This window comes from Xanthomonas sp. NCPPB 2922 (genome assembly GCF_041520885.1).
GTDB classification, from domain to species: Bacteria; Pseudomonadota; Gammaproteobacteria; order Xanthomonadales; family Xanthomonadaceae; genus Xanthomonas; species Xanthomonas campestris.
Genome location: NZ_JBGOFY010000002.1, coordinates 172800 through 198897 on the forward strand (window position 1 = coordinate 172800; position 26098 = coordinate 198897).

The window sequence follows — 26098 nt, forward strand, 5'->3', positions numbered from 1 at the left end:
GCAGGCGGCGAGCATACCGCGCAGGCTGCCGCCGTCCGCGCGCGGCGCCTGCGGGTTTGCTCCGCCGAACCAGCAATTGAGGGCGCGTTTGCGCCCATTCGTCGCCTGGGCCATTGCGCGCGCCGCGTGCCGGCTATGCTCGCCGCGTCCACCCTCCGAGCCATCTGCCGTGTCCGCCAGCGTGTTCCTGATTGTCCGCATCGTGTTTGCCTGGGCCGCCGCGCTGATCGTGGCCGGCATCATGTGGGCGCAGCTGTTCGGCTCGGCAGGCTCGTTCTTCGGGTCAATCAGCATCGTACTGATGGTGATGGCCTTGATGAGTTCGATCACGCATGTGCGGCGGGTGCGCTTGATTGCCGGGCGCCTGGACCACGATGCCTTGTCGAGCCGGCAACGCCGCCAGATCGAGATTCCGCTGGATGCGCAGGCCGCCTTTGCGGTGGTCGAAGATGCGGTGCGCGCCCTGCCGCGCGTGGAGGAGGTGGAGCCTGCACCGGGCAGCTTGCTGATCCGTGCCAAGGTGCGCCGCATCGACCCGTACGAAGGGCGCCAGCCCTCGCGCTGGAATCTGTTTGCGCGCTTTGCGATCAAGCGCAACCAGGTACTGGTGACGGTGACCCCAGGGCAGGGCACCAGCAGCGTCACGCTGTTGTGCGAGCCCGATGCCGGCGCCTGGGTGGATCTGTTCGCGGTGGATGAGGGCAGCAACTATGAAAACGCCGAGGCGATCAATCGCGCGGTGGTGCGCCGGGTCGGCGAGCAGCGCCGCGACGAACAGGCTGCAGCCGAACAATCGGTGATCGAAAAGGAGCTGGCGGTGGCGCGCCTGAATCTGCTGCATGCGCAGGTGGAGCCGCATTTTCTCTACAACACGCTGGCCAGCGCGCAGGTGTTGGCGCGCACCGACCCGCCGCGCGCCGACATCATGATCGGCCATCTGATCCAGTACCTGCGCAGCTCGCTGCCCAGCGCCGACGGTGCCATCGCCACCCTGGGCGAAGAACTCGAACGCACCCAGGCCTATCTGGAAATCCTGCGCATCCGCATGGGCACGCGGTTGGCGCTGCAGGTGGAAGTGCCCTACGAACTGCGCACGTTGCAGCTGCCGTCGATGATGCTGCAGACCCTGGTGGAAAACGCGATCAAGCACGGGCTGGAAGCTAAGCCCGGCGGTGGCACGGTATGGATCCTGGCGCGTCGCCAGGACGACCAGGTCACCCTCACCGTGGCCGACGACGGCCAGGGCTTCAACAACCACAGCCACGGCACCGGCATCGGCCTGAAGAACCTGCGCGAGCGGCTGCAGCTGATCTACGGCGGCAAGGCGAGCTTTGCCATCGTGTCCAACTTCCCCAGTGGCGTGGCTGCCACTATCAGCTTGCCGCTGCCGGCGGTGTCATCGCCCGCATCCGCATCTACCGCCGCGGCGCCACCGCCGCTGCCCAGCACTGCCGCCGCACACACGCAGGTGCAGGCATGAGCGCGCTGCGTGCGGTGATCGCCGAAGACGAAGCGCTGCTGCGGCAGTCCCTGCTCGCGCTGCTGGCCGAGGTGTGCCCGCAGCTGCAGGTGGTGGCCGAATGCGAAGACGGCGCCAGCGCGCTGGACACCATCGCCACCCAGCAACCGGATGTGGTGTTCCTGGACATCCGCATGCCCGGGCTCACCGGAATCGAGGTGGCACGCGCGATGCGTGAGGTCAGCCCGCGCACCCAGGTGGTGTTTGTCACCGCCTACGACCAGTACGCCATCGATGCGTTCGAGCAGGGCGCGGTGGACTACCTGCTCAAACCGATCAACCGCGAGCGGCTGCAGGCCACCTGGCAGCGCGTGCAACAACGCGCCGCCGCCGGCCAGCCCGATGGCGCCATGCTGGAATCGCTGCTGCAGCGCCTAGCCGCACGCCCGGCCGCGGCCAGTGCGCCACCGCCACTGGCCTGGCTCACTGCCAGCAGCGGCCGCGAAACGCGGCTGATCGCCCTGGATGAGGTGGCCTATTTCCAGGCCGACCAGAAATACACCACGGTGATGACCGCCGCCGGCGAGGCGATCTTGCGCACGCCGCTGCGCGAGTTGCTCGACGTGCTTGACCCGCACGTGTTCAAGCAGATCCACCGCTCCACCATCGTCAACATGAAAGCCGTGGCCTCGGTGGTGCGCGACGACAGCGGCAAGGGCCGCCTGGCGCTCCGCGGCCGCAGCGAAACGCTCACCGTGAGCCAGCCCTTCATGAGCCTGTTTCGCGGCATGTGAGCTCCGCACCCCGTCTTCCGCCGTACCGCATCGACTGAAAGGATTGCCGCCATGCGCTTGCTCGCTTCCCTGGTGTATTGCCTGCTGGCCCTGGCCGGCTGCCACGAACGTAACGGCACCACGTCCATTACCCGCGCCACCAGCGAGGGCCGCGATGTGCTCTTCAGCAAGACCCTGGCCACCGCCACCGAATTGAGCATGCATTGCCTGGCCAGCAGCAGCGGGCAATGCCATTACCTGGTGTACGTGGAGCAGTGCGCCGGCCCAGCGGCGGGCGCCGGCAAGGCTGCGGCCTGCGCCCGGCAGACGCTGGACCGCTTCACCCTGGCGCCGGGCCAGGAGCGCGCCGTACGCGGCGTGAGCGGGCAGGCGCACACCTGTGTGGACATCAGCGCCCCCGGGGCGGATTGCCACGGCTGATGGTGCTGCCGATGTGCCACGCGCGCGCTGCAGCGGTTGCCCTGAGCAGCCCTGCCACTGCGAAACCATCGGCAGCAATGCGGCAGCGCGTTACGCACGCCTGCTGAATACGCACTGACGGCAAGCGGCCGCATCTGCGAGAATTGCCGGCTTGTTGCCGTTGCACGGCGTCTTACTGCCAGGCCTGTCATGTCCGAACACTCGTTGCGCCGCGATGTCGGCCCCTTCGCCCTCATGCTCACCGGGCTCGGCTCGATCATCGGCTCCGGCTGGTTGTTCGGCGCCTGGCGCGCTGCCGGCCTGGCCGGCCCCGGCGCGATCTGGGCCTGGATCCTGGGCGCGGCCATCATCACCACCATCGCGCTGTCGTATGCCGAACTCGGTGCCATGTTCCCAGAGTCTGGCGGCATGGTGCGCTACAGCCACTACTCGCACGGCTCGCTGGTGGGCTTCATCGCCGGCTGGGCGAACTGGATCGCCATCGTCTCCGTGATCCCGGTCGAGGCCGAGGCATCCGTGCAATACATGGCCTCCTGGCCGTGGCCCTGGGCGCAAAGCCTGTACGTGCAGGCGCCCGGCGGGGCAGGCGAGTTGTCGGTGCCGGGGCTGCTGATTTCGGCGGTGCTGGTGCTGGTGTATTTCCTGCTCAACTTCTGGAGCGTGAAGCTGTTCGCGCGCTCCAACACCTTGATCACCGTGTTCAAGCTGGTGGTGCCGGCAGCGACCGGCGTGGCGCTGATCGCCAGCGGTTTCCATAGCGAAAACTTCAGCGTGGGCATCCACGGCGATGCGCATGTGATCGACCTGGCCGCCGTGCTCACCGCGGTGGCGACCGCCGGCATCGTGTTCAGCTTCAATGGCTTCCAGAGCCCGGTGAATCTGGCTGGCGAAGCGCGCAACCCGGGGCGCAGCATTCCGTTCGCGGTGCTGGGCTCGATCGCGCTGGCCACGGTGGTGTACCTGATCCTGCAGGTGGCCTACATCGGCGCGGTGCCGCCGGAGTTGCTGGCCAAGGCCGGCTGGCACGGCATCGATTTCCGTTCGCCGTTTGCCGAGCTGGCCATCATCGTCAACCTGCACTGGCTGGCAATGCTGCTGTACATCGATGCGTTCGTGAGCCCCAGCGGCACCGGCATCACCTACACCGCCACCACCGCGCGCATGGTCTACGGCATGGAAAAGAACGGCACCTTGCCGGCCGCGCTGGGCAAGCTGCACCCGGTGTGGGGCGTGCCGCGCATGGCGATGTTCTTCAACCTGGCGGTGTCCTACCTGTTCCTGTTCTTCTTCCGCGGCTGGGGCACGCTGGCGGCGGTGATTTCGGTGGCGACGATCATTTCCTACCTCACCGGGCCGATCAGCGCGATGGCGCTGCGCCGCCACGCACCGGACATGCACCGCCCGCTGCGCATCGCCTTCCTGCCGATCCTGGCTGGCGTGGCGTTCGTGATGGCCACCGAGCTGCTGTACTGGGCGCGCTGGCCGCTGACCGGCGAGATCATCCTGCTGATGGTGGTGGCGCTGCCGGTGTACTGCTACTACCAGGCCAAGCAGGGCTGGCCGGACCTGCGCCGCAACCTCAAGGGCGCGGCGTGGATGGTGTGCTATCTGCCGATCGTGGCACTGCTGTCCTGGGCCGGCAGTACCGATTTCGGCGGCCATGGCTACCTGAGCTACGGCACCGACCTGGCGGTGGTCGCCGCAGTGGGGCTGGTGTTCTACATCTGGGGCGTGCGCAGCGGCTGGCGCACCCCGTCGGTGGAGCAGGCGGTAGCGCGCGCCTGAGGGGCAGTGCCGCGGTGCACCCGTGCGGTGATGCGCATGCGGTTGCACGCTGAATGGAGAAACGCAAAAGGCCAGTGCACGTGCACTGGCCTTTTGTTTTGAAGGGGGTGTTGCGTGAGCGTGTGGTGCGGTGTCTTTCGTGCAACGCAGGTGGGCGTTGCACTCACGCGGCGCGCCTCAGGCGTTGACCACCAGCCGTGGCGCGCCATCGAACCGGTCCAGGTCGCGTAGCAGTTCGGTATAGCGGCGCAGGCGGCCCATTTCGCGCATGTTGACGATGTCTTCGTGGCGCAGCTCGCGCTTGGAGGTCACTTCCTGCTTGTAGCGCAGCACTTCCGGGTAGCGGCGCGCCATGTCCAGCGCATCGGCCACGCATTCCACGGTGTCGGCATCGGGGGTGACGCGCGCGCGGGAGTTGAAGGCGCGCAGCCAGCGCTCGAAACCGGCGCTGTGGTCGAACAGGTCGGCGATGTACCACATCACGAACAGGATCGACGCCCACGAGGTGAAGATGATCACGATGCGGCTGAAGGTGAGGTGGTAATCGTTCTGCCAGAGCTGGTGGGTGATCACGCCCAGCAGGATCAGCGAAACCGTCTGCCAGCCGATGATCGAGGCGATCACCCACTGTTTCTTTGCCACGCTGAGCAGGTCGACCTCTTCGTCGAGTTGCGCGTCGGTCTTGTCACGCCAGTGCGCAACCTGCTCGTCGAACGGGAGTCGGTGGAGTGCGTTGTCCTGCAGCAGCAGGCCCAAACCTTTGAACAATGCGATCATGACGAGCTCCTGACGGATGGCTGGTACGAGCGACTTGCGACTGGCAGGTGCCAGATGCCCTAGTTCTAGCACTTTCACGCGGCTTGGCAATGGCTGAGCCCTGCACCGGCCGGGCCGTCCTGCGTCATCGCGCACAAAACGCCTGATTTACGGCGGTTTAGTGCGGCGCGGCACGGGTGGCGCCTGCCGTCGTGCTGCACTGCACACTGCGCAGGAATGCCTGGCCGGTTCCGACTCTGCCGTGGCAGAAGTACAGGATGCGTGAGCGGCAGCCATCGCGACATGGTCTTGCAGGGAAGCCGCGTATCATTGCGCGCATGTCTGCCGTCCTGCGTACGCTCACCGCCCCCGCCGCTGCACAGATCCGTCGCTGGGTGCTGGATGCCTTCCCGCGTGGCCAGAGCAGCATCGAATACGATCAGCCACTGGGCGACGCCGGGCTGTTCGGCCCCGACAGCGTCACCTGGCGCATCCATGCGGAATTCCCCGGCATGCTCGCCGGGGGGCTATGCGCGCTGATGTTGCAACTGCTGCACCCGCGCGCGCTGGCCGGGGTCTACGACCACTCCAACTTCCGTGCGGATCTGGTCGGCCGGCTGCGCCGCACCACCAATTTTGTTGCCGGCACCACCTATGCCCCGCAGGCCGAGGCCGAGCGGTTGATCGCGCGCGTCCGCGCCATCCACAGCCACATCGTGGGCCACACCGCCGACGGCGTGGCGTACCGCGCCGACGATCCGGCGCTGCTGACCTGGGTGCACGTGACCGAAGCCTACGGCTTCCTGCAGGGCTGCCGCCGCTATTGCCGCGACGTGCCGGCGCACATCGCCGACCGCTACTACGACGAAGCGCGCCGTGTGGCCGAAGGCCTGGGCGCCACCGATGTACCCGCCAGCGAAGCGCAGGTGGCGGCGTACTTCGCCCAGGTGCGCGGCGAGCTACGCATGGACGCGCGCTCGCGCGAGGTGCTGGAGGTGCTGACCAGCATCCAGCTGCCGGTGCCGGCAGCGCGTTTGTCGCGCGGGGTATTCCTGGGCGCCGGCAACGCCCTGCTGCCGGACTGGGCCAGCGACATGCTGCAGCTGAGCAGCATACAGCGCCGCCAGGCCGGCGCCTCGGCGCGTCTATTGCGCCGGCTGTCGCCGCTGTTCCGGACCGCGCTGCGCGACGGCCTGTCTGCGCGAGCCTGCCGCCGCATGCAGCTGCCGTCTGCGGTGTTGTTGCAGTGGCCCGATGACGCTGTGGCGGTCGCATAGACGCAGGCGCGTCGTATCACGTTTCATCGTCACGGACTTTCGCGCCGGCGCGCATCCATACGAACGCGCCTCCCGTAGGAGCGCGCTCGCGCGCGATGGGCCTTACCGATCACACGCCGGCCGTTCACTTCTGTGCAGGCACCGGGCGAGCACTGCGTAGGCCTGCAAGGCTGCTTGCCGCGATGGCGTACGCACGCCTTGTTACGTCAGCTTTAAAGCCCTGGACTTCGCTGTGCGTCGCAATCGCAGCGGCATTGCGAACAATCTGCTATTGCACGGCATCACGGTACGCAGGCTTTGCAGTTGCAGCGGAGTGGCTGCGCGGGTGTTCTCAACGGTTTAGGCGTTCTCGGTAACGCCCATCGCGCGCGAGCGCGCTCCTACGGGTGAGGCGCGCTGGTGAAGTCCGGCGGTGAAAGCGTGAGGTGGCGCTGCGTAAGCAGGCTTTGCAGTTGCAGCGTAGTAGCTGCGCGGGTGTTCTCAACGGTTTAGGCGTTCTCGATAACGCCCCATCGCGCGCGAGCGCGCTCCTACATGTAAGGCGCGCTGGCGACGTCTGGCGGTGAAAGCGTGCGGTAGGGCGGCGTGAATGACGGTAAGCAGGCTTTGCAGTTGCGGCGCAGTTTGTTCTCAACTGCTTACGCGTTGTCGGTAATGCCCATCGCGCGCGAGCGCGCTCCTACGGGTGGGGCGCGCTGGTGAAGTCTGGCGGTGAGAGCCTACGATGGGTTGGCGCGCACGGGCGCAACGCGCTTACCAGATTTTGACGCGCTGCTCCGGCGCCAGATACAGCTGCTGGCCCTGGGTCACTTCGAAGGCCGGGTACCAGGCGTCGAGGTTGCGCACGGTCTGCGCGCGGAAGCGCCCGGGTGCGTGCACGTCGGTGAGCACTGCGTTGCGCAGTGCCTCGTCGCGGTACTTGCCGCGCCAGGCCTGTGCAAAGCCCAGGAAGAAGCGCTGGTCTGGTGTGAACCCGTCCAGTGTCTGCGGTTGCCTGCCCTGCAACGACAGCTGATACGCGTCGTAGGCGGTGGCCAGGCCGGCCACGTCGGCGATGTTCTCGCCCAGGGTGAGCTTGCCGTTGACCGACAGATCCTCGAATGGTTTGTAGCTGCCGAACTGTGCGGCCAGCGCGTCGCTGGCGGTCTCGAACTTCTTCAGGTCCTGCGGCGTCCACCAGTTGTGCAGCTCGCCATGTTCATCGAACAGCGCGCCCATATTGTCGAAGCTGTGGCTGATTTCATGGCCGATCACCGCGCCGATCGCGCCGTAATTCACCGCATCGTCGGCGGCCGGGTCGAAGAACGGCGGCTGCAGGATCGCGGCCGGGAAGATCAGGCGGTTTTCCAGCGGCACATTCAGCGCGTTGACCTCCTGCGGCAGCATGTACCACTCGCCGTGATCCACCGGCTTGCCCAGCTTGGCCAGGTTGCGGCGGTACTCGAACAGCTCGGCACGTTCGACATTGCCCACCGCATCATCGCGCCGTACCTCGAGCGCGCTGTAGTCGCGCCAGGTGTCCGGGTAGCCCACGGCCACGGTGAGCCCGGCGATCTTGGCCTTGGCGTGCTGCTTGGTCTGCGGGCTCATCCACGCCAGCGCGTCGATGCGCTTGCCGAAGGCGGCAATGATGTTCTTGGCCATCGCTTCGGCGCGCGTCTTGGTCTGCGCACTGACGTATTTCTGCACGTAGCGCTTGCCCACCGCTTCGCCTAACGCGGCGTTGGTGGCGTCGATGCCACGCTTCCAGCGCTGGCGCTGCTGCGGGGTGCCTTCCAGGGTGGTGCCATAGAAGCCGAAGCGCGCGTCGGCAAACGGCTTGGACAGGTACGGCGCAGCGCGGTCGAGCGCGCGGAAGCTCAGGTAGTCCTTCCAGGTCTGCAGCGGCTGCGACTGCACCAGCGCCGACAGTCCGGTCACCGCCTGCGGCTGCCAGACGATGAAGTCGCGCTGCGCCTTCAACCCGGCGGCTTCGAAAAATGCGCCCCAGTCCAGGCCGGGTGCCTTGCGCGCAAAGTCGGCCTGGGCCCAGGCATTGGCGCCGTCCTGCACGTTGTTGGTTTGCTCGGCACTGGCATGCACGCGTGCGATGGCGGTTTCCAGCGCCAGGATGCGCTCGGCCTTGGGCGCGGCATCGGCAATGCCGGCAAGTTCGAGCAGGTTGACGATGTAGGCGCAGTACGCCTCGCGCATCTGCGCCATGCGCCCGCCATCCAGATAGAAGCTGCGCTCGGGCATGCCCAGGCCGCCTTGCACCAGGTACGGCACATACCGCTGCGGATGATGCAGGTCTTGCGACACCCAGAGGCCGAACAGGCGGTCGGTGTAGAAATCGGTGGAATTAAGCAGGTCCACATCGGCGCGCAGTTGCCCGCCAAGGGTGCGCGCCAAGGCTTGCTTGTCCTCGAGTTGCGCGATGGCATCCAAGGCCGGTTGCACCGGGCTCACGCCCTTGGCCTCGATGCCGGCCTCGTCCATGTAGGCGGCGTAGTAGTCGCCAATCTGCTTGTCTTCGCCGGTGACGCGGTCGTTGGCGGCGTCGCCTTCGATGATGTCGCGGCTGTGCTGCTCGGTCTTCACGGTGATGCTGGTGAAGCTGTTGAAGCTGGAGCGGTCTTCCGGAATCTGCGTGGTCTTGACCCAGGTGCCGTTGGCGTAGCCGAAGAAGTCGTCGCCCGGCGCCACGCTGCGGTCCATGCCGGCCACATCGAAACCGAAGTCGCCCAGTTGCGGAGTGCTGGGCGCCGCCTTGCTGGCATTGTTCGCCGCCGAGGTGCCGCCATCGTGGTGGCAGGCGGTAGTGACCAGCAGCGTGGCCATGGTGGCGGCGATCAGGACAGGGCGGTGCAAAGAGACCATGCGGTGCAACTCGAAACCGGAACAGACTTCGCAGTGTAGGTCTCTGGCGCAGTCGCGTCCTGGCTCTGGCGGGTGGTTCGCGTGAGGACGGGTCTTGCGGACACGCCTGGTTCAGCGCCGCCGTTGATACCAGAAGCCCAGCGCGTCGCGGGTCTGCAACATGCGCCGCCCGCGCCACAGGAACCGCAACAGCAAGCCCACATGCTCGCGCTTGGAAAAACTGCGCAGCTTGCGATCGGAGGTGTGCACGGTCTGGCGCAGGATCACAAAACGCCCGCAGCGCGCCAGGCTGCGGCTGAGCGCGACATCTTCGCCGGCGTAGTAGCGCGTATCGAAGCCGCCGGCGCTGGCGAATGCCGCGCGGGTACAGAACAAAAAGCAGCCTGGCGCAATGCCGCTGAGCCGGAAGATCCAGCCGAACACGGCCTGGGCCATGCGCTCCACCCACACGCGCTTGCCATGCAGATGTACGCGCGCGCCACCGCCCACCGCACCGGCATCCAGTGCCGCAAGCGCGGCGGCCATCACCTGCGGATTCACCTGGGTATCGGCATCCAGAAACAGCAGGCGATCACCTTGGGCGGCCTGGGCGCCGGCATTGCGGGTGGCGGCGATGTGCCGCAACTCCACCTCGATCACGCTAGCGCCGTTGGCACGCGCGATCGCCGCGGTGTCGTCGCTGCAGGCATCGGCCACCACGATGGCTTCGTAGTCCAGTTGCATGGCCTGCGCGCAGGCATGCAGGCACTGCAGCGTCTGCCCGATCAACGCGGCCTCGTCATGGGCGGGAATCACGCAGGAGAGCATTGCAGTTGCACTCGGTGGCCTAAGGACCCGCGCAGTGTGCAGGGGATGCGCGGGCCATGGCGTGAGCTGACGCGTCCGCAGCGTCTGCGGACGCGTGGTGTGGCTCAGCGGTTGACCGCGCCCATCATCGCTTCGGGATAGCGGGTGCCTGCCGCTGCCTGGGGCGGAAAGATCGCATCGATGCGGGCGAGCTCGTCCGGCATCAGCGCCACGTCCAATGCGGCGATGTTTTCTTCCAGATAGGCCAACCGCTTGGTGCCCGGGATCGGCACCAGGTCCTGGCCCTGCGCCAGCACCCAGGCCAATGCCAGCTGCCCGGGCGTGACGCCCTTGTCGGTCGCGATCGCCTTGACCTGTTCCACCAGCTGCAGATTGCGGGTGAAGTTCTCGCCCTGGAAACGCGGCGAATGGCGGCGATAGTCGTCGGCATCGAAGTCGTCCGGCGAAGCGAACGCGCCGGTCAGGAAGCCGCGCCCCAGCGGCGAATACGGCACGAAGCCGATCCCCAGCTCGCGCACGGTGGCGAACACGCCGTTGTCTTCGGGCTCGCGCGACCACAGCGAATATTCGGTCTGCACGGCGGTGATCGGGTGCACCGCGTGCGCGCGGCGGATGGTGTCGGCGGCGGCTTCGGACAGACCCAGGAAGCGCACCTTGCCCTGCTCGACCAGGCGCGCCATGGCGCCCACGGTGTCTTCGATCGGCACGTTCGGGTCCACGCGATGCTGGTAGTACAGATCGATGTGCTCCACGCCCAGGCGGCGCAGGCTGGCCTCGCACGCGCTCTGCACGTAGGCCGGGCTGCCGTCGATGCCACGCACGGATGGGTCGTTGGGATCGAGCTTGATGCCGAACTTGGTGGCCAGGAACACTTCATGCCGGCGCGAGGCAATGGCTTTGCCGACCAGCACTTCGTTGGTGTGCGGGCCGTACATATCGGCGGTATCGAGCAGGCTGATGCCGCGGTCGAGTGCGCGGTGGATCACTGCGATCGAGCCGGCCTCGTCGTTGCGATCGCCATAAAAGGCGCTCATGCCCATGCAGCCGAGGCCCAGGGCGGAAACGGTTGGGCCGGAACGGCCAAGCGAGCGGGTGTGCATGGTTGGGGAAACTCCGTGCAGGGGTGAGAGGGCGGCAGGATCGCGCGCGGGGTGTTAGTGCGGCGTGGCCCGTTGATCGGGCGTGCCCAACGTGGACATCGGACGCGGGTGTCAATCAGGTGCGTGTGGTGAATGTAGGTGACAGCTGCACTGCATGCGCGCGCGCTGAGCCCTTGGTGTTGCGGTTGTGGAGGCGTGTTGCGCGATCACTGTGGCAGAGGTCGAACGGCAGTGTGCGGTGGCGACGTTTCGCGAGCGAAGTGCATCAAGTCCGCAATGACCGCGACGTACGCACAGCGCCATCGGTCTACAGCGACACCCTGCATTTCTCGTTTGCGTGCCATTGACTGCTGCGGCGCACGTGCACAACAACTGCAAACGCTCCGCCTGCAGGCCGGCTACCGCGCGACGCGCGACCACCCGCACTTACAACGTCACAACCTGCGTGCAGCGCCACAATCAACGCCGCAACGGACTACGCGCAAGGCCAGGCATGCACACAGCACATGCCTGGCCCTGCACTGGATCAGCCCTTGAGCTTGGCGGCGATTTCAGCCACCCGCTTGCCGAGCAACTTGGCGGTTTCCAGATCGCCGCTGCGCGGTGCTTCCTCCGGCTATGCATCCGAGGGCGAGATGGCCAGTGCGCCACCCCAGCCGGCGGTCCAGTTGATGTCCTGCGGGCCGTGCGCCTTGGTGTTGGACGGCGGCAGGCCGGTGCCGACCCAGACCTGGCCATGCTGCTGCGACAGAGTCCAGAAGTACTGGATGGTGGCGTACTTGTCGCCGTTCACCGAGGCCGAGTTGGTGAAGCCGGCGGCGACCTTGTCCTTCCACGCCTGCGTGAACCACGGCTTGGAACTGACATCGGCGAACTTCTTGAACTGCCAGGCCGGCCCGCCCATGTAGGTGGGGCTGCCGTAGATGATGGCATCGGCCGCGCCGATCGCTTCCCAGGCCTCGTCGGGCAGGTTGCCGTCCTGGTCGATGCGGTACAGCGTGGCCTCGCCAACGCTGGCGGCACCGGCGTGCACGGCCTCGGCCTGCTTGACGGTATGGCCGTAGCCACTGAAATAGACGATGGCGATCTTGGTCATGTGCACTCCTGGGGTGAGGGAAGCCCCCATGGAAGCACGCGCCAGCGTGCAGATTAATGACCGCGGGCGGGACGAACTGTTGCCGAGGCCGCCAGGCCCGGGGCCGGCGCGCCGATGTGTTCCACCAGGTAATCGATGAAGCTGCGCACTTTTGGCGCCAGGTGGCTGCGGCTGGTGTACACCGCATAGATGCCGATGTCGGCCAGGTGGTAGTCGGGCAGGATGCGCACCAGACGGCCGGCGGCGATGTGCTCGTCGGCGAGGAAATCCGGCTGGATCACCACGCCCTGGCCGGCCACCGCCGCCGCGCTCAGCACGTGGCCGTTGTTGGCGCGCAGGCCGCCGCGCAGGCGTACGTCGATATCGCCGTCGGGCCCGTGAAAGCGCACGTCGTCGCCGGTGGGCGCGTAGTGGTAGAGCAGGCATTCGTGGCCGGCCAGATCGGCCGGATGCTGCGGGGTGCCCGCGCGTGCCAGATAGGCCGGGGCTGCGCAGGGCACCAGCCGCACCGTGCCCAGCTGCCGGGCAATCAGGGTGGGCGCGGGCTGGCGGGTGATGCGCAGCGCGACATCGAAGCCTTCTTCGACCATGTCCACCAGGCGGTCGGACAGCGACAGGTCCAGTTCCACCTGTGGGAAACGCGCGCGGAAGCCGGGCAACAAGGCGGCCAACTGCACGATGCCGAAACTCACCGGCGCGTTGACCCGCAGCAGCCCGGACGGCGCCAGCGCCTGCGCGCCCACCGTGGCTTCCAGGTCGTCCAGGTCGGCCAACAGCTGCAGGCAGCGCTGGTAATAGGCGGTGCCGGCACTGGTCAGGCTGACCCGCCGGGTGGTGCGGTTGAGCAGGCGGGTGCCCAGCCGTTGTTCCAGCGCGGCCACCTGCCGGGTGATGTTGGCGGTGGAGCGGTCCAGTGCATCGGCGGCGGCGCTGAAACCGCTGCGCTCAGCCACCGCCACGAACACGCGCATTGCATCCAGGGTATCCATTGGCGGTCGATTGTTGCCGTAATCGCAATAATTTATCCGAATTGGCGCGGTTTATCCGATTTTTGCACGGCATACCCTGTGTACCTTGGCTGCCATACCGGCGCCGCCCCGGAGTTCGCCCATGTCCGTCCTGCCCTCGCTGTACATTTCGCATGGCTCGCCCATGACCGCGCTGCGGCCGGGCGAGCTGGGGACGCAACTGGCCACGCTGGCGCAGGGCCTGCCGCGCCCACGCGCGATCGTGGTGGCCAGCGCGCACTGGTTGGCACGGCGGCCGCTGGTGGGTGCTGCCTCCAAGCCCGTCACCATTCACGATTTCGGCGGTTTCCCGCCGCCGTTGTACGAGATCGAGTATCCGGCTCCGGGTGCCCCGGCGTTGGCGCAGCAGGTGACGCGCCTGCTGGAACTGGCTGGCCTGCATCCGCAGCAGGACCCGCACCGCGGCCTCGACCATGGCATCTGGGTGCCGCTGCGCATGCTCTACCCGCAGGCCGACATCCCGGTGGTGCCGCTGTCGATCCAGCCGGAACTGGGCCCGGCCCACCAGTTTGCGGTGGGCCGCGCACTGGCGCCGCTGCGCGCGGAAGGCGTGCTGGTGATCGGCTCGGGCAGCATCACCCACAACCTGCACGACCTGCATCAGGGCTATAGCGCCGAGCGCGAGGCACCGTATGTGCGCCCGTTCATCGACTGGACCGAGCGCAGATTGGCCGACGACGACGTACCCGCGTTGCTCGATTACCGGCGCCAGGCACCGCATGCCGCGCGCGCGCATCCCACCGACGAGCATCTGTTGCCGTTGTACGTGGCCATGGGCGCGGCCGGTGGCGACCGGCTCGGTGCGCAGCGGATCGACGCCGGCATCGATCAGGGCCTGATCGGCATGGATATCTACCGCTTCGATGGTGCGCCGGCGGTGGACCAACCGGTGGCTGCGTAATCGGGCGTGCGGGGTTGCTGTGCGTGAGATCGACTCAGTGGTTGGATGGCTGCCGCATGGCCATCGTTACCAAGCGCTGCGCCGCGCTGCGTGAGCGGCGGGCTCCACGCAGGGCCGCATCACGGTGGTGCCGCATGAGGTGAACAGGCGCGGCGCGCTGCATGGCGCGCCAGCCCTGAAGGGTTCACCGGCTCAGAGCGCCAGTCTCACGGAGTGAGACGCAAACCGGCATGCTGTCTGGGTGAAACTCCTCGACAAGCTCGCTGTCCTCGCCGACGCCGCCAAGTACGACGCGTCCTGCGCCTCCAGTGGCGCCAACAAGCGCAATTCGCTCGGCACCGGGGGCATCGGCAGTACCGAGGGCATGGGCATCTGCCACTCGTACACGCCCGACGGCCGCTGCGTGTCGCTGCTGAAGATCCTGCTCACCAACTTCTGCGTGTTCGATTGCGCGTACTGCGTCAACCGGGTGTCCAGCAACGTGCGCCGCGCGCGCTTCACGCCAGAAGAAGTGGTGACGCTCACGCTGGATTTCTACAAGCGCAATTACATCGAAGGCCTGTTCCTGTCCAGTGGCATCATCCGCAATTCCGACTACACCATGGAGCAGTTGGTGGAAGTGGCGCGGCAGTTGCGCGAGGAGCATCACTTCGCTGGCTACATCCACCTCAAGACCATCCCCGATGCGTCGCCGGAATTGCTGGCTGCCGCCGGCCGCTACGCCGATCGTCTGAGCATCAATATCGAATTGCCGACCGAGCAGGGACTGACCCAGCTGGCGCCGGAAAAGAGCGTGGGCGGCATCCGCGCGGCGATGGGCGAGCTGCGCTGGCGCATCGAAGAAAACCAGCTGGAGCGCAAGGCCGAGAAAGTGCGCCGCGCCAAGCCGCCCAGGTTTGCGCCGGCCGGGCAGAGCACGCAGATGATCGTCGGTGCCGACGGTGCCAACGATCGCAGCATCCTGGACACCAGCCACAATCTTTACGGCAATTACCGGATGCGCCGGGTGTATTACTCGGCCTTCAGCCCGATCCCGGATGCCTCCTCCAAGCTGCCGCTGCAGGCACCGCCGCTGCAACGCGAGCATCGGCTGTATCAGGCCGATTGGTTGCTGCGTTTCTACGAATTCAGCGTGGAAGAAATCGCGCCGTCGCAGTCCAGCGGCATGCTGGATCTGGACGTTGACCCGAAGCTGGCCTGGGCGCTGCGCAATCCGGAGCGGTTTCCTGTGGACTTGAATCAGGCGCCGCGCGAAATGTTGTTGCGGGTGCCTGGCCTGGGGACCCGCAACGTGGAGCGGTTGTTGTTGTCGCGGCGGCATGCGCGGTTGCGGGTGGGCGATCTGGCGCGGTTGCGGGTGCCGATGAAGAAGCTGCTGCCGTTTGTGAGTGTGCTGGATCATCATCCGCGGCAGCGGTTGGATGACCCGGCGCGGTTGCGGGCGCAGTTGGCGCCTGCGCCGCGGCAGGCAAGTTTGTTCGATTGACGCCTGTGCCTTCTCCCGTCGGGAGAAGGTGCCCGAAGGGCGGATGAGGGTACGGCCGCACGCATGACTTGGAAGTTCTTGATTGCTTCTACGAATCCCCAATTCCCACCACCGAATCCCTGCGCCAAGAGCTTCCACGCCTTGCGGCGCGGGTTACTTTTGTCTTGGCAAAAGTAACCAAAACCGCTGTCGCCTGACGCGATCCGGCGCGATACAGCCGCACCGGTGCCCTGCGCTCCTCCCCATACGCGGCACGGCGCCCAAACTCGCTGCGCTCAAACAGGGCGCCTCTTCGGCCACGTATGGCTGCGGTGCTCGGCTCGCTCTAAGGCGACTTGGTGCAGCAAAATCAACTGCGACAAGCGAGCAGCAATAACCGCAAAAGCCCGCGAAAAATCGCAACAACGCAACGAGAGTGCCGCCAGTAGAGCGATGGCGAGATCGGAAATCTTGAGGTCAGGTGCAAGCGATGTTTAGCGCTGAAGTTGAGCCAGGTTGGAGTCTTGATGCATGGCGTGCGTTGGCGCGGGCGGGGTGGTGTGCGCAGGTGGGGCCGGATGCGGTGGATTGGAATGGGGGCGCGCAGGGTGGGTTGTTGATGGGGCAGGGGGTGCTGGATTTGCCGGCGGTGGTGGCGGGGCCGCGGGTGTCTGCGGAGTTTCTGCAGCTGGCGTCGGCGGTGTTGTGCCATCGCGATGTGCAGCGGCATGCGGTGCTGTACCGGTTGTTGTGGCGGATTGCGTCCGGTGAGCGGGCGTTGCTGGAGCGGGCCACCGATGTGGATGTGCATCGGGTGATGCAGTGGCAGAAGGCCGTGCAGCGCGATTCGCACAAGATGAAGGCCTTTGTGCGCTTCCGGCGCTTGCCGGGTGAGGAGGAAGAGTTCGTGGCCTGGTTCGAGCCCGAACACTGGATCCTGGACCGGGTGGCGCCGTTCTTTGCGCGGCGGTTTGCCGGCATGCGTTGGGCGATTCTTACGCCGTACCGCAGCGTGCGCTGGGATGGCGAAGCGTTGACGTTTGGCGAGGGCGCGGCGCGCAACCAGGTGCCCGCCGACGATGCGCAGGAAACACTGTGGCGTACTTACTACGCGCACATCTTCAATCCGGCGCGGCTCAATCCCACCATGATGCGGCAGGAAATGCCGCAGAAATACTGGAAGAACCTGCCCGAGGCCACGCTGCTGCCGGAACTGATCCGCGAGGCCGGCGTGCGTGTGCGCGAGATGGCCGAACGCGCGCCCGAGCCGGTGCGGCGACGGGTACCCGCAGCGCCTGCGGCGCTACCAGCCGTGGCTGCGCAGAGTCTTGCGCAGCTGCGCGTGGCCGCGCGCGATTGCCGGCGCTGCGACCTATGGCAGCCGGCAACACAGACGGTGTTCGGCGAAGGGCCGGACGACGCGGCGGTGATGGTGATCGGCGAGCAGCCGGGCGACGAAGAGGATCTGAGCGGGCGGCCGTTTGTGGGCCCGGCCGGGCGCTTGTTCAATCAGGCGCTCGGCGAGCTGGGGATCGATCGGCAGCGTTTCTATGTCACCAATGCGGTGAAGCATTTCCGTTTCGAGCAACGCGGCAAGCGCCGCTTGCATCGCAATCCCGAACGCAGCCATGTGCAGGCGTGCAATGGCTGGTTACAGGCCGAGCGTGCGCAGTTGCGGCCCGCACAGATTGTGTGCCTGGGCGCGACGGCGGCGCAGGCGGTACTGGGGCCGGGCTTTCGCTTGATGCAGGAGCGCGGGCAATGGCAGCGCCTGGACGATGGCACGCCGGTGCTGGCCACGGTGCATCCATCCTGGGTCTTGCGTCAGGGCACGCCGTCGGCGCGCGACGCCGGCTACCGCGGATTTGTCGCGGATCTGGGCCAGCTGTTGCAGGCACCGCCAGCGTAATTGCCGGTGTCGGTGCAAAAAAATGCGCGTGCAAACGCACGCGCACGGTGTCGCGGTTCGAACGACACCAAGGGAACGGCGTGAATACCGGCCGTTCCGTCACCGCCGCTTCGCGGTGATGTCGCAGCCCGCGAGAGCCGCACCTGGAGCGACTGGATCGTCACAACGGTGCCGCATGGCGCAAGGCCTGCACAGGCGTAGGAGCGCCCCAGCACGCAATCAGGCATCCCAGTGACGCGTCACGCGTGCCGGGGCGCTCCTACATGAAGCAGTGCAACGCGCTCTGAAAAACCGCCTGTGCGCGTGGTCGATCACCGCAGGCAAGCAGCGGTGATCAGCCGCACAGGCATGCCGATTACGGCATCAGCACTTTGTCGATCACGTGGATCACGCCATTGCTCTGCATGACGTCGGCCGTTGTGACGGTGGCGGTGTTGCCCTTGGCATCGGTCAGGGTGACCTTCTTGCCGTTGAGCTTTGCAGTGAGCGGTTCGCCCTGCACGGTGGTGAGCGTGGCGCTACCGCCGCCGGCCTTGATCTTGGCGATCAGCGAGGCGGCGTCCACCTTGCCGGCCACCACGTGGTAGGTCAGCACCTTGGTCAGCGTGGGCTTGGATTCGGGCTTGAGCAGCGTGTCCACGGTGCCGGCCGGCAATGCGGCAAACGCAGTATTGGTGGGCGCGAACACGGTGAACGGGCCCGGGCCCTTGAGCGTGTCGACCAGGCCGGCCGCCTTCACTGCGGCGACCAGGGTGGTGTGGTCCTTGGAATTGACGGCGTTGTCGACGATGTCCTTGGTGACCAGCATCGGTGCGCCACCCACCATGGGGTTGGAGGCGGCGTAGACCGGCGCAACGGCGCTGGACAGGGCAATGGCGGTGGCAATGGCAAGCGACTGTAATGAGGTCTTCATGAGGCATCGATCCTTTGAGTGAGCGATTACCTGGATGGCAATCGTAGACCTTGATACGCGGCAGGATGCAGCGCGGATGCATCACGCGGTCTAAGAGCAGCTATCAAAACGACTGCGCAGCCGCCAGGCGGGCGCGGCCGGTGCTCGGAATCGGCATGTACCCACGTACATTCCGGTTCCTCCGCGCCGTCCGCACCCACCTGACGGCTGCTCGCTACGTTTTGTTAGCCGCTCTAAATAGATCTGCACACTCGAGTCTTGTGGCGAGCGTTACCCTAGTAATGCAGACACTGTGCGGCGGCCGGTGCCTCAGCAAGCCGATGTGCGGCACTGCAACACATCGCCCGCTTCAGCAGGCGCGAGGTAGGAAATAAAACGTTTATCGCAACGTCGGTTTCGCCGGCCAGCACCCATCAGAAATGCAAGGGTTCGCAATTAGCGATATTTAAGTTGGTTGGCGAGCTTCTCGTTCATAATGAATATCGATAGTGAAATTGCCTGGGCGAAGTATTTTAAAATGACGTGAAGCCTGTGTAAATAACGATGAAGATTCAAGTGCCGGCAACGGGTTAATGGGAAGTGTGTCGTGTAATCTCGCTTCAATAGATCATCGTCGTTATGGATGGGTAGACGTAATGCTTAATTTAATTCAACGAAGCAGACGCGTCGTACCACACCCTCGTCATTTGGATGGATAACCGGGAAGGGCTGCAGCACATGAAGAGTGTAAAATCGGGATTCAATCGGCTCACCCTCGTCACCTGCGTGATCGCAAGTACATTGGCGCTGCTCGGCACCGCGCAGGCAGCTGCTGCTCCCGAGCCATCGGTGGAGGCCGCTGGTACAGCTAGCGACATCTATCAGCCTGGTCAGCAGTGGGTCGTTCCGGGCGAGTGGCAGTTCACAATCAATTCTGCGCGCACTGCCAAGGTGAGGATTGTGGATGCAGGCGGTGGGTCGTGGGTGCCAACATATGTTCTGTTGTTGCGTTATAGCTACAAGAACATTGGATTCGACGACAGCGCCAACTTCAAGGGCAGTTCCTCGACTCTTGGGTTTTCAAAAGCCCATTTCGATGTAGTCGACGCGAACGACGCGAACAATGGCGGCGTCGGCAACTATCCCGTGCGGATCAAGCTTGTTGAAGATACGCAGGGTCAGAAGCTCGGGCAGCAGATGCTTGGAGCGCAGTGGCCCTATGCCTTCAAGAAGAAACCCAAGACGATCAAGGTGACGGTGGCTCACTACGATTCCGAGCTGAAACTGCACAAAGCGACCTTCATCGTCCCGGTCCAGGCCACTGCGCCGACGAAGCAGCGGCCGAGCAAGCACGCTCCCCACGCGTGACTCCCGCCGTGGCGTGAGTGTTTTGAGCGGGGTCAGCACGATGGCGCCGCTGGCCCTGCAGACCGCGCCTGCCGCCTGGCGGTGTGGTCGATCCACCTGGCGTCTTCAGGTCTCGTCATCGCCGTAGGCGATCACCACGTGACAGGCAACAAGGCCAGCATGGGCATGCCGTCTTACCGAACGCAGGTTGAGTCCGCTTTTGGCTGCCGCGTTGACAGATCGCCCTCGGGTGCGCCCACCTGTCGCCGCACCGCATGCATGTCGCGGACCGGGCGCACTTCGATACAGCCGGTGGCCGCCCAGGGGAAGGTGGCCGCGATGCGCAGCGCCTCGTCCATGTCGGCGGCCTCGATCAGGTTGAAGCCGCCCAGCACTTCCTTGGTTTCGGCAAACGGCCCATCGCTTACGCGGACCGCGCCGCCGCGCACACGCACGCTGCGTGCGGTGGTCGCCGGCTCCAGTTGTTGCGCCTGCAGCAGCTGGCCTTGCTGGTGCATGACATCGGCGTTGGCGAAGCAGTGCCGCATCATGCTGTCGGCCTCTCCATCCGGCAGCGTATCCAGCAAGGTGGCATCCAGATAGACCAGCAACAGAAACTGCATCGGCGCATCCTCGCAATCGTCTGCTGCCGAGTGTAGCCGGCGGGCCTTGCGCTGCGGCGGTTCCATCCCCGCGCGCAAACGCGGTATGTTCCGTCATCGGTGCCGTGTTGCGGTGCCACATGCCTTGCCGCGACGCGGCCGATTTTTTTCTGGGTTTTGCATGCATTCGATTGATGTCGTCCTCGCCATGTTGCTGGCGGTCGCGGCCAGCGGTTACCTGATCCGCATCCTGCCGTTCTCGTTGCCCTTGCCGTTGGTCCAGATCGCGCTCGGCGCGGTGGTCTCCGGTGTGTTCGATGCCGGACACGAGCTGGAACCGGAGTTGTTCTTCCTGCTGTTCCTGCCGCCGCTGCTGTTCCTGGATGGCTGGCGCATTCCCAAACAAGGCCTGTTCCGCGACAAGGCGGCCATCCTCGAACTGGCGCTGGGGCTGGTGGTGTTCACCGTGGTCGGGGCGGGCCTGCTGATCCACTGGCTGATCCCGGCGATGCCGCTGGCGGTGGCGTTCGCGCTGGCGGCGATCATCTCGCCGACCGACCCGGTGGCGGTGTCGTCGATCGCCTCCAAGGTGCAGATTCCCAAGCGGCTGATGCACATCCTGGAAGGCGAGTCGCTGCTCAACGACGCCTCCGGCCTGGTGTGTTTCCAGTTTGCGGTGGCTGCCGTGCTCACCGGCACCTTCTCGGTGGCGACCGCATCGCTGACCTTCCTGTGGGTGGCACTGGCCGGCCTGGGTCTGGGCGTGGCGACCACCTTCGGGCTGAGCCGCATCCAGGCCTGGATCTGGCGCCACTTCGGCGAAGAACCCGGTTCGGCGATCCTGGTCAACCTGCTGACACCCTTTGCCGCCTACCTGCTGGCCGAAGCCTTCCACGCCTCGGGCATCCTGGCGGCCGTGGCCGCCGGCATCACCATGAGCTACGTAGAAATGGCCGGCAACGCGCCGGGCAACATGCGCCTGCAGCGCTCGGCGGTGTGGGACACGGTGCAGTTCACCTTCAACGGCATCATCTTCGTGCTGCTGGGCGAGCAGCTGCCGGGCATCCTGGACGGTGCGGTGCGCAGCGTGCAGGAGGCCGGGCACCTCAATCCATGGTGGCTGGCGGTCTACGTGGCCACCATCAGCGCCAGCCTGATGGCACTGCGCTTTGTGTGGGTGTTCCTGTCGCTGCGTTGGAACCTCTTCAAGGCGCAGCGGCGTGGCGAGGCACATGTGAGCCCGCCATGGCGGATCGTGGTGGCGGTGTCGCTGGCCGGCGTGCGCGGCGCGATCACCCTGGCCGGCGTGCTCACGTTGCCGTTGGTGCTGGAAGACGGCTCGCCGTTCCCGGCCCGGCAGCTGGCGATCTTTCTGGCCGCCTCGGTGATCCTGGTGTCGCTGCTGGTGGCCAGCGTGGCGTTGCCGCGCCTGCTGCGTGGCCTGGAGTTACCCGAAGAAGAAGACGAGCAGCTGAAGGAAGACCTGGCGGTGAAGGCCGCTTCGCAGGCGGCGCTGGAGGCGGTGGAAAAACTACGCCAGCGGTTGGTGGAAGACAGCGCGCACGCCGAGCGCTACAACGCCGCCGCCAACCAGGTCAGCCAGCGCTACCAGCGCAAGCTGGGCGCGGTGGACATGGCCGAAACCGACCCGGAAGAGGCGGGCGCCTTCGAACAGGCACTACGGCAGTTCCGCCACGCCGCGCTGGTGGCCGAGCGCAACGAGTTGTTCAAGCTCGCCCGCCGCCGCGAGATCTCCGACGATCTGTCGCGCCGGCTGGTGCGCAATCTGGATCTGATCGAGTCGCGGAAGCGGGCGTGAGCGCGCCTGCGGTGCGCGGGAATTGGGAATCGGGAGTGGGGAATCGTAGAAGCCGGGGCGGCGCTGCTGCCTCTGCTGCGTAGGAGCGCGCTTGCGCGCGATGGGGCTCTCCCGGTGATGCCGGTCAATCGGGAATCGAGAATCGAGAATCGAGAATCGGTAAGCGTAAAACCCAGCGCGGCGGTCCGGCTATGGCTGTGTAGGAGCGCGCTTGCGCGCGATGGAGCCGTACCGGTGAAACTTCTCGCGCACAGATGCGCGCCTGCATCTCACATCGGCCATTCGCGACACGCACTCCAACGGCCCCGTTCGCTATGCACAGGCACGCGCTGACAACGGTCGGGAGACACCATCCCATCTTTACGCCTCCCATCTTCATGGCGCACGGCCTACCCTGTGACGCTGATCGTTCCAGTGCAGAACCCCATGACTCCGATCGTTTCCATCCAGGGACTCAGCAAGACCTACGCCGGGGGATTCCAGGCGCTCAAACGTGTGGATCTGGACATCCAGCGCGGTGAGATCTTTGCATTGCTCGGCCCCAACGGCGCCGGCAAGACCACCTTGATCAGCATCATCTGCGGGCTGGTCAATCCGAGCACCGGCACCGTGCTGGCCGATGGCCACGACATCGTGCGCGACTACCGCGCCGCGCGGGCCAGCATCGGGCTGGTGCCGCAGGAATTGGCCACCGATGCGTTCGAAACGGCGTGGGCCACGGTGCGCTTCAGCCGCGGCCTGTTCGGCAAGCCGGCCAATCCGCAATACCTGGAATCGGTGCTGCGCCAGCTGTCGTTGTGGGACAAGCGCAACAGCAAGATCTCCACCCTGTCCGGCGGCATGAAGCGGCGCGTGCTGATCGCCAAGGCGCTGGCGCACGAGCCACGCATCCTGTTCCTGGACGAACCCACTGCCGGCGTGGACGTGGAGCTGCGCCACGACATGTGGCAGATGGTGCGGCGGCTGCGCGAGCAGGGCACCACGGTGATCCTGACCACCCATTACATCGAAGAAGCCGAAGACATGGCCGACCGGGTTGGTGTCATCAACCGCGGCGAGCTGGTGCTGGTGGAAGACAAGCACACGCTGATGCGCAAACTCGGCAAGAAGCAGCTCGGCTTGAGCCTGCAGGCGCCGCTGCAGGCCATCCCGGCCGCGCTGGCCGATCTGCCGCTGGAGCTGTCCGCCGATGGCAGCAGCCTGATCTACACCTTCGACACCCAGGCCGAGCAGACCGGCATCGGCGGGCTGCTGCGCAGGCTCAACGAGCAGGGCATCGATTTCAAGGACCTGCATTCCAGCGAGAGTTCGCTGGAGGAGATCTTCGTCAACCTGGTGCATGGCGCACGCAACGCGGAGTTGCGCGCATGAACCTGCATGCGATCGGTGCGATCTACCGCTTCGAAATGGCGCGCGCGTTCCGCACGCTCACCCAGTCGATTGCCTCGCCGGTGTTGTCGACCTCACTGTATTTTGTGGTGTTCGGCGCGGCGATCGGTTCGCGCATGGGCGCTATCGACGGCATCAGCTACGGCGCCTTCATCATCCCCGGCCTGGTGATGCTGTCGCTGCTCAACGAAAGCATCTCCAACGCCTCGTTCGGCATCTACATGCCGCGCTGGGCCGGCACCATCTACGAGGTGCTGTCAGCACCGGTGGCATGGTGGGAGATCGTGATCGGCTATGTGGGCGCGGCGGCGACCAAGTCGGTGATGCTGGGCTTGCTGATCCTGCTCACTGCGCGGCTGTTCGTGCCTTACGAAATCGCGCACCCGGTGTGGATGCTGGGCTTTCTGGTGCTCACCGCGCTCACCTTCAGCCTGTTCGGTTTCATCATCGGCATCTGGGCCGACGGCTTCGAAAAATTGCAGGTGATCCCGTTGATGGTGGTGACGCCGCTGACCTTCCTGGGCGGCAGCTTCTACTCGATCAACATGCTGCCGCCGATCTGGCAGAAGGTCACCTTGTTCAACCCGGTGGTCTACCTGATCAGCGGATTCCGCTGGAGCTTCTACGGCAAGGCAGACGTGCACATCGCGGTGAGTACCGGCATGACCTTCCTGTTCCTGCTGGTGTGCCTGGGCGTGGTGGCGGCGATCTTCCGCAGTGGGTATCGGCTCAAGGCGTGAGTGCAGTGGTTTTGTCGGACGCATCCTGGTGGATGCCGTCGGAAGTTCAGGTCAAACGCGTCGCAAGTCCAGATCAAACGCTGAGTGGGTCGAGGGCGCGGTGCCCTCACCGCTCACGGGACACGCCGTGAACCCGTCCCTGGGGGCTCGGTGGCGGCATCCATGCCGCCACACGGTCCCGCAAGCGGCGAGGGCACCGCACCAACGTCTGTTGGTTGCTTCGTTGAAAGCCATGCACACCGACCATTGGATGCCGACGGAAGTCCGGGTCAAACGCGTCGGAAGTCCAGACCAAACGCTGAGTGGGTCGAGGGCGCGGTGCCCTCACCGCTTGAGGGACACGCCGTGAACCCGTCCCTGGGGGCTCGGTGGCGGCATCCATGCCGCCACACGGTCCCGCAAGCGACGAGGGCACCGCACCAGAACGTCTGCTGGTTGCTTCGTTGAAAGCCATACACACCGACCATCGCGACTGGTTTTTACCCGCCCACCGTCGCGGGACCTGACGCGGCATGGATGCCGCGTAGCGCCGACATGGACGTGCGGACAGCGTCTCCCGCGATGGTGGGCGGGCAAGGGCCCTGCAGCCAAATCGCAGCGCAGCAGCTCTGCAATAGAACAAGGTGACGGGGGTTTGTCAGCCGCGCTTACTCGGCAGCAGGCTTGGCGTCGCTCTTGGTGTCCAGGTAATAGGCCACCACCTCGCCCTTGACCTTCATGGTCATCGGATTGCCGCGGCGATCGCGCGCCTTGCCGGCCTGGACCTTGATCCAGCCTTCGCTGATCGAATACTCCTCGACGTTGTCGCGCTCGATGCCGTTGAAGCGCACGCCAACACCGCGGCTCAGGGCGTCGGCATCGTGAAACGGGCTGCGTGCATCGATGGCCAGATGATCGGGAGGGGTATCGCTCATGGGAAAGGGCGTCATGACGACCGGGATGACCGTCTTCGGCCGCACAGGATACGGGCCTGCGCGGCGATGACCAGCCCCCTGTAGGCGGCCGCGGGTGGCGTAACGGTTTGCATGGCGCGCGTCAGGCGGCACACTTCACGCTGAATCTTTCTGTGAGACACCCGCCATGCCCGACAACAGCGCCGATTACGAAGACGACGACGGCCTGCCCTCCGATCTGGAGGAGGCCGATGACGTCGACGATCATCCTGGGCGGGTCTGGAACCTGCTGGTGCTGATCAATCCCGGCGACGAAGAGACCGCGCTGGGCCAGTTCGACGCCTGGCGCGAAGCGCAGGCCGAGGCGGACGAGGACGACGAAGACGATGCCTGGTTGTGGGCGCTGAAGGACGCCATCGACTGGCGCTCGGGGTTTTACGTCGACTGGAAGGACACCGATTCGTTCATCGCTGCCATCGACGAGCTCAGTGCGCGCTGGAACCTGCGCATCGACTGGGGCGGCGACCTGGATGACGAAGACTTCGCCAACGGCCTGGGCGTGCCCGACCTGATGGCGGCGGCCTTCGACCGCCTGCGCGAGCACGGGTATTCGCTGTGGAACTGGAACACCGGCGGCGACGCCTACGCCGGCTGGATCGCGCTCAGCCGCGACGACGACGCGATGCTGGCACTGACCTCGTTGATGGACGTGGAAGTGCGGCTGGGGAATGAGGCGTTCTAAGGGCTGGGATTCGGGATT

At 65.7% G+C, this 26098-nt stretch carries 21 protein-coding genes, 1 other RNA gene and 1 pseudogene; 14 read left to right on the top strand and 9 right to left on the bottom strand.

Annotated features, from left to right (window positions below; genetic code table 11):
* Window positions 1–169: 169 nt before the first annotated feature.
* The 4 genes from ACD584_RS03305 to ACD584_RS03320 all read left to right on the top strand — a co-directional run bounded on the left by ACD584_RS03305 (window position 170) and on the right by ACD584_RS03320 (window position 4458).
* Complete coding sequence (locus ACD584_RS03305) at window positions 170–1480, top strand: sensor histidine kinase (RefSeq protein ID WP_070691649.1); 1311 nt, start codon at window positions 170–172, stop codon at window positions 1478–1480.
* A complete protein-coding gene (locus ACD584_RS03310) occupies window positions 1477–2253 on the top strand; it encodes a LytTR family DNA-binding domain-containing protein (RefSeq protein WP_011038759.1) in 777 nt (258 codons plus the stop codon). Before ACD584_RS03305 ends, ACD584_RS03310 begins: the two co-directional genes overlap by 4 nt.
* A gap of 51 nt (window positions 2254–2304) precedes the next feature.
* Entirely contained in the window at window positions 2305–2673 is a 369-nt protein-coding gene (locus ACD584_RS03315) for a hypothetical protein (RefSeq protein WP_070691653.1), read from the top strand.
* 189 nt (window positions 2674–2862) lie between these two features.
* The gene (locus ACD584_RS03320; RefSeq protein ID WP_011038757.1) at window positions 2863–4458 is read left to right on the top strand and encodes an APC family permease; all 1596 of its coding nucleotides are present in this window, start codon (window positions 2863–2865) and stop codon (window positions 4456–4458) included.
* 177 nt (window positions 4459–4635) lie between these two features.
* Here the strand turns inward: ACD584_RS03320 and ACD584_RS03325 are convergent, their stop codons facing one another.
* Complete coding sequence (locus ACD584_RS03325) at window positions 4636–5307, bottom strand: hypothetical protein (protein WP_011038756.1); 672 nt, start codon at window positions 5305–5307, stop codon at window positions 4636–4638.
* Window positions 5308–5552: 245 nt separating this feature from the next.
* Between ACD584_RS03325 and ACD584_RS03330 the strand changes: the two genes are divergently transcribed.
* On the top strand, window positions 5553–6491 hold the full coding sequence (locus ACD584_RS03330) for an oxygenase MpaB family protein (RefSeq protein WP_011038755.1): 939 nt from the start codon (window positions 5553–5555) through the stop codon (window positions 6489–6491).
* A gap of 753 nt (window positions 6492–7244) precedes the next feature.
* Here the strand turns inward: ACD584_RS03330 and ACD584_RS03335 are convergent.
* The 5 genes and pseudogenes from ACD584_RS03335 to ACD584_RS03355 form a co-directional block, all read right to left on the bottom strand.
* Window positions 7245–9350: a M13 family metallopeptidase gene (locus ACD584_RS03335; RefSeq protein ID WP_175611586.1), complete on the bottom strand. Its 2106-nt coding sequence runs from the start codon at window positions 9348–9350 to the stop codon at window positions 7245–7247.
* A gap of 111 nt (window positions 9351–9461) precedes the next feature.
* Window positions 9462–10157, bottom strand: coding sequence for a glycosyltransferase (locus tag ACD584_RS03340; protein WP_011038753.1), 696 nt, complete (start codon window positions 10155–10157; stop codon window positions 9462–9464).
* 104 nt (window positions 10158–10261) lie between these two features.
* A complete protein-coding gene (locus ACD584_RS03345; protein WP_076036506.1) occupies window positions 10262–11257 on the bottom strand; it encodes an aldo/keto reductase in 996 nt (331 codons plus the stop codon).
* Between the two features lie 526 nt (window positions 11258–11783).
* Window positions 11784–12353: pseudogene (locus tag ACD584_RS03350) on the bottom strand (flavodoxin family protein).
* 53 nt (window positions 12354–12406) lie between these two features.
* Window positions 12407–13342, bottom strand: a complete 936-nt coding sequence (locus tag ACD584_RS03355; protein WP_042594551.1) for a LysR family transcriptional regulator — start codon at window positions 13340–13342, stop codon at window positions 12407–12409.
* A 121-nt stretch (window positions 13343–13463) separates the two neighbouring features.
* On the opposite strand from ACD584_RS03355, the gene ACD584_RS03360 reads away from it, so the two are divergent.
* From ACD584_RS03360 to ACD584_RS03370, 3 genes are all read left to right on the top strand, one after another.
* On the top strand, window positions 13464–14282 hold the full coding sequence (locus ACD584_RS03360; RefSeq protein ID WP_070691662.1) for a class III extradiol ring-cleavage dioxygenase: 819 nt from the start codon (window positions 13464–13466) through the stop codon (window positions 14280–14282).
* A 241-nt stretch (window positions 14283–14523) separates the two neighbouring features.
* Window positions 14524–15768: a putative DNA modification/repair radical SAM protein gene (locus ACD584_RS03365; RefSeq protein ID WP_011038748.1), complete on the top strand. Its 1245-nt coding sequence runs from the start codon at window positions 14524–14526 to the stop codon at window positions 15766–15768.
* Between the two features lie 469 nt (window positions 15769–16237).
* A complete protein-coding gene (locus ACD584_RS03370; RefSeq protein WP_076036505.1) occupies window positions 16238–17656 on the top strand; it encodes a UdgX family uracil-DNA binding protein in 1419 nt (472 codons plus the stop codon).
* Window positions 17657–18011: 355 nt separating this feature from the next.
* Here ACD584_RS03370 and ACD584_RS03375 read toward each other — a convergent pair whose 3' ends face one another.
* The gene (locus tag ACD584_RS03375) at window positions 18012–18569 is read right to left on the bottom strand and encodes a fasciclin domain-containing protein (RefSeq protein ID WP_175611585.1); all 558 of its coding nucleotides are present in this window, start codon (window positions 18567–18569) and stop codon (window positions 18012–18014) included.
* Window positions 18570–18724: 155 nt separating this feature from the next.
* Here ACD584_RS03375 and ACD584_RS03380 point away from each other — a divergent pair.
* A non-coding RNA gene (locus ACD584_RS03380) (sX9 sRNA) lies at window positions 18725–18799 on the top strand.
* A gap of 460 nt (window positions 18800–19259) precedes the next feature.
* Window positions 19260–19916, top strand: a complete 657-nt coding sequence (locus ACD584_RS03385) for a hypothetical protein (protein ID WP_228438014.1) — start codon at window positions 19260–19262, stop codon at window positions 19914–19916.
* 173 nt (window positions 19917–20089) lie between these two features.
* Here the strand turns inward: ACD584_RS03385 and ACD584_RS03390 are convergent, their stop codons facing one another.
* Window positions 20090–20518, bottom strand: coding sequence for a YciI family protein (locus tag ACD584_RS03390; protein WP_076037797.1), 429 nt, complete (start codon window positions 20516–20518; stop codon window positions 20090–20092).
* Between the two features lie 160 nt (window positions 20519–20678).
* On the opposite strand from ACD584_RS03390, the gene ACD584_RS03395 reads away from it, so the two are divergent.
* The 3 genes from ACD584_RS03395 (at window position 20679) to ACD584_RS03405 (ending at window position 24445) form a co-directional block, all read left to right on the top strand.
* Window positions 20679–22316, top strand: a complete 1638-nt coding sequence (locus ACD584_RS03395) for a Na+/H+ antiporter (protein ID WP_011038744.1) — start codon at window positions 20679–20681, stop codon at window positions 22314–22316.
* 426 nt (window positions 22317–22742) lie between these two features.
* The gene (locus ACD584_RS03400) at window positions 22743–23687 is read left to right on the top strand and encodes an ABC transporter ATP-binding protein (RefSeq protein ID WP_076036504.1); all 945 of its coding nucleotides are present in this window, start codon (window positions 22743–22745) and stop codon (window positions 23685–23687) included.
* Window positions 23684–24445: an ABC transporter permease gene (locus ACD584_RS03405; protein ID WP_011038742.1), complete on the top strand. Its 762-nt coding sequence runs from the start codon at window positions 23684–23686 to the stop codon at window positions 24443–24445. The genes ACD584_RS03400 and ACD584_RS03405 overlap by 4 nt, the downstream gene beginning before the upstream one ends.
* A 647-nt stretch (window positions 24446–25092) precedes the next feature.
* Here the strand turns inward: ACD584_RS03405 and ACD584_RS03410 are convergent.
* On the bottom strand, window positions 25093–25359 hold the full coding sequence (locus tag ACD584_RS03410; protein WP_011038741.1) for a DUF3297 family protein: 267 nt from the start codon (window positions 25357–25359) through the stop codon (window positions 25093–25095).
* Between the two features lie 166 nt (window positions 25360–25525).
* On the opposite strand from ACD584_RS03410, the gene ACD584_RS03415 reads away from it, so the two are divergent.
* Complete coding sequence (locus ACD584_RS03415; RefSeq protein WP_076036503.1) at window positions 25526–26080, top strand: hypothetical protein; 555 nt, start codon at window positions 25526–25528, stop codon at window positions 26078–26080.
* The last annotated feature ends 18 nt before the right edge of the window (window positions 26081–26098 follow it).

Excerpts from the sequence above, each read along its gene's own strand:
- ACD584_RS03310 (WP_011038759.1), top strand. The coding sequence starts at position 1,477 with ATGAGCGCGCTGCGTGCGGTGATCGCCGAAGACGAAGCGCTGCTGCGG.
- ACD584_RS03315 (WP_070691653.1), top strand. The coding sequence starts at position 2,305 with ATGCGCTTGCTCGCTTCCCTGGTGTATTGCCTGCTGGCCCTGGCCGGC.
- ACD584_RS03320 (WP_011038757.1), top strand. The coding sequence starts at position 2,863 with ATGTCCGAACACTCGTTGCGCCGCGATGTCGGCCCCTTCGCCCTCATG.
- ACD584_RS03330 (WP_011038755.1), top strand. The coding sequence starts at position 5,553 with ATGTCTGCCGTCCTGCGTACGCTCACCGCCCCCGCCGCTGCACAGATC.
- ACD584_RS03335 (WP_175611586.1), bottom strand. The coding sequence starts at position 9,350 with ATGGTCTCTTTGCACCGCCCTGTCCTGATCGCCGCCACCATGGCCACG.
- ACD584_RS03340 (WP_011038753.1), bottom strand. The coding sequence starts at position 10,157 with ATGCTCTCCTGCGTGATTCCCGCCCATGACGAGGCCGCGTTGATCGGG.
- ACD584_RS03345 (WP_076036506.1), bottom strand. The coding sequence starts at position 11,257 with ATGCACACCCGCTCGCTTGGCCGTTCCGGCCCAACCGTTTCCGCCCTG.
- ACD584_RS03355 (WP_042594551.1), bottom strand. The coding sequence starts at position 13,342 with ATGGATACCCTGGATGCAATGCGCGTGTTCGTGGCGGTGGCTGAGCGC.
- ACD584_RS03360 (WP_070691662.1), top strand. The coding sequence starts at position 13,464 with ATGTCCGTCCTGCCCTCGCTGTACATTTCGCATGGCTCGCCCATGACC.
- ACD584_RS03370 (WP_076036505.1), top strand. The coding sequence starts at position 16,238 with ATGTTTAGCGCTGAAGTTGAGCCAGGTTGGAGTCTTGATGCATGGCGT.
- ACD584_RS03375 (WP_175611585.1), bottom strand. The coding sequence starts at position 18,569 with ATGAAGACCTCATTACAGTCGCTTGCCATTGCCACCGCCATTGCCCTG.
- ACD584_RS03385 (WP_228438014.1), top strand. The coding sequence starts at position 19,260 with ATGGATAACCGGGAAGGGCTGCAGCACATGAAGAGTGTAAAATCGGGA.
- ACD584_RS03390 (WP_076037797.1), bottom strand. The coding sequence starts at position 20,518 with ATGCAGTTTCTGTTGCTGGTCTATCTGGATGCCACCTTGCTGGATACG.
- ACD584_RS03395 (WP_011038744.1), top strand. The coding sequence starts at position 20,679 with ATGCATTCGATTGATGTCGTCCTCGCCATGTTGCTGGCGGTCGCGGCC.
- ACD584_RS03400 (WP_076036504.1), top strand. The coding sequence starts at position 22,743 with ATGACTCCGATCGTTTCCATCCAGGGACTCAGCAAGACCTACGCCGGG.
- ACD584_RS03405 (WP_011038742.1), top strand. The coding sequence starts at position 23,684 with ATGAACCTGCATGCGATCGGTGCGATCTACCGCTTCGAAATGGCGCGC.
- ACD584_RS03410 (WP_011038741.1), bottom strand. The coding sequence starts at position 25,359 with ATGAGCGATACCCCTCCCGATCATCTGGCCATCGATGCACGCAGCCCG.
- ACD584_RS03415 (WP_076036503.1), top strand. The coding sequence starts at position 25,526 with ATGCCCGACAACAGCGCCGATTACGAAGACGACGACGGCCTGCCCTCC.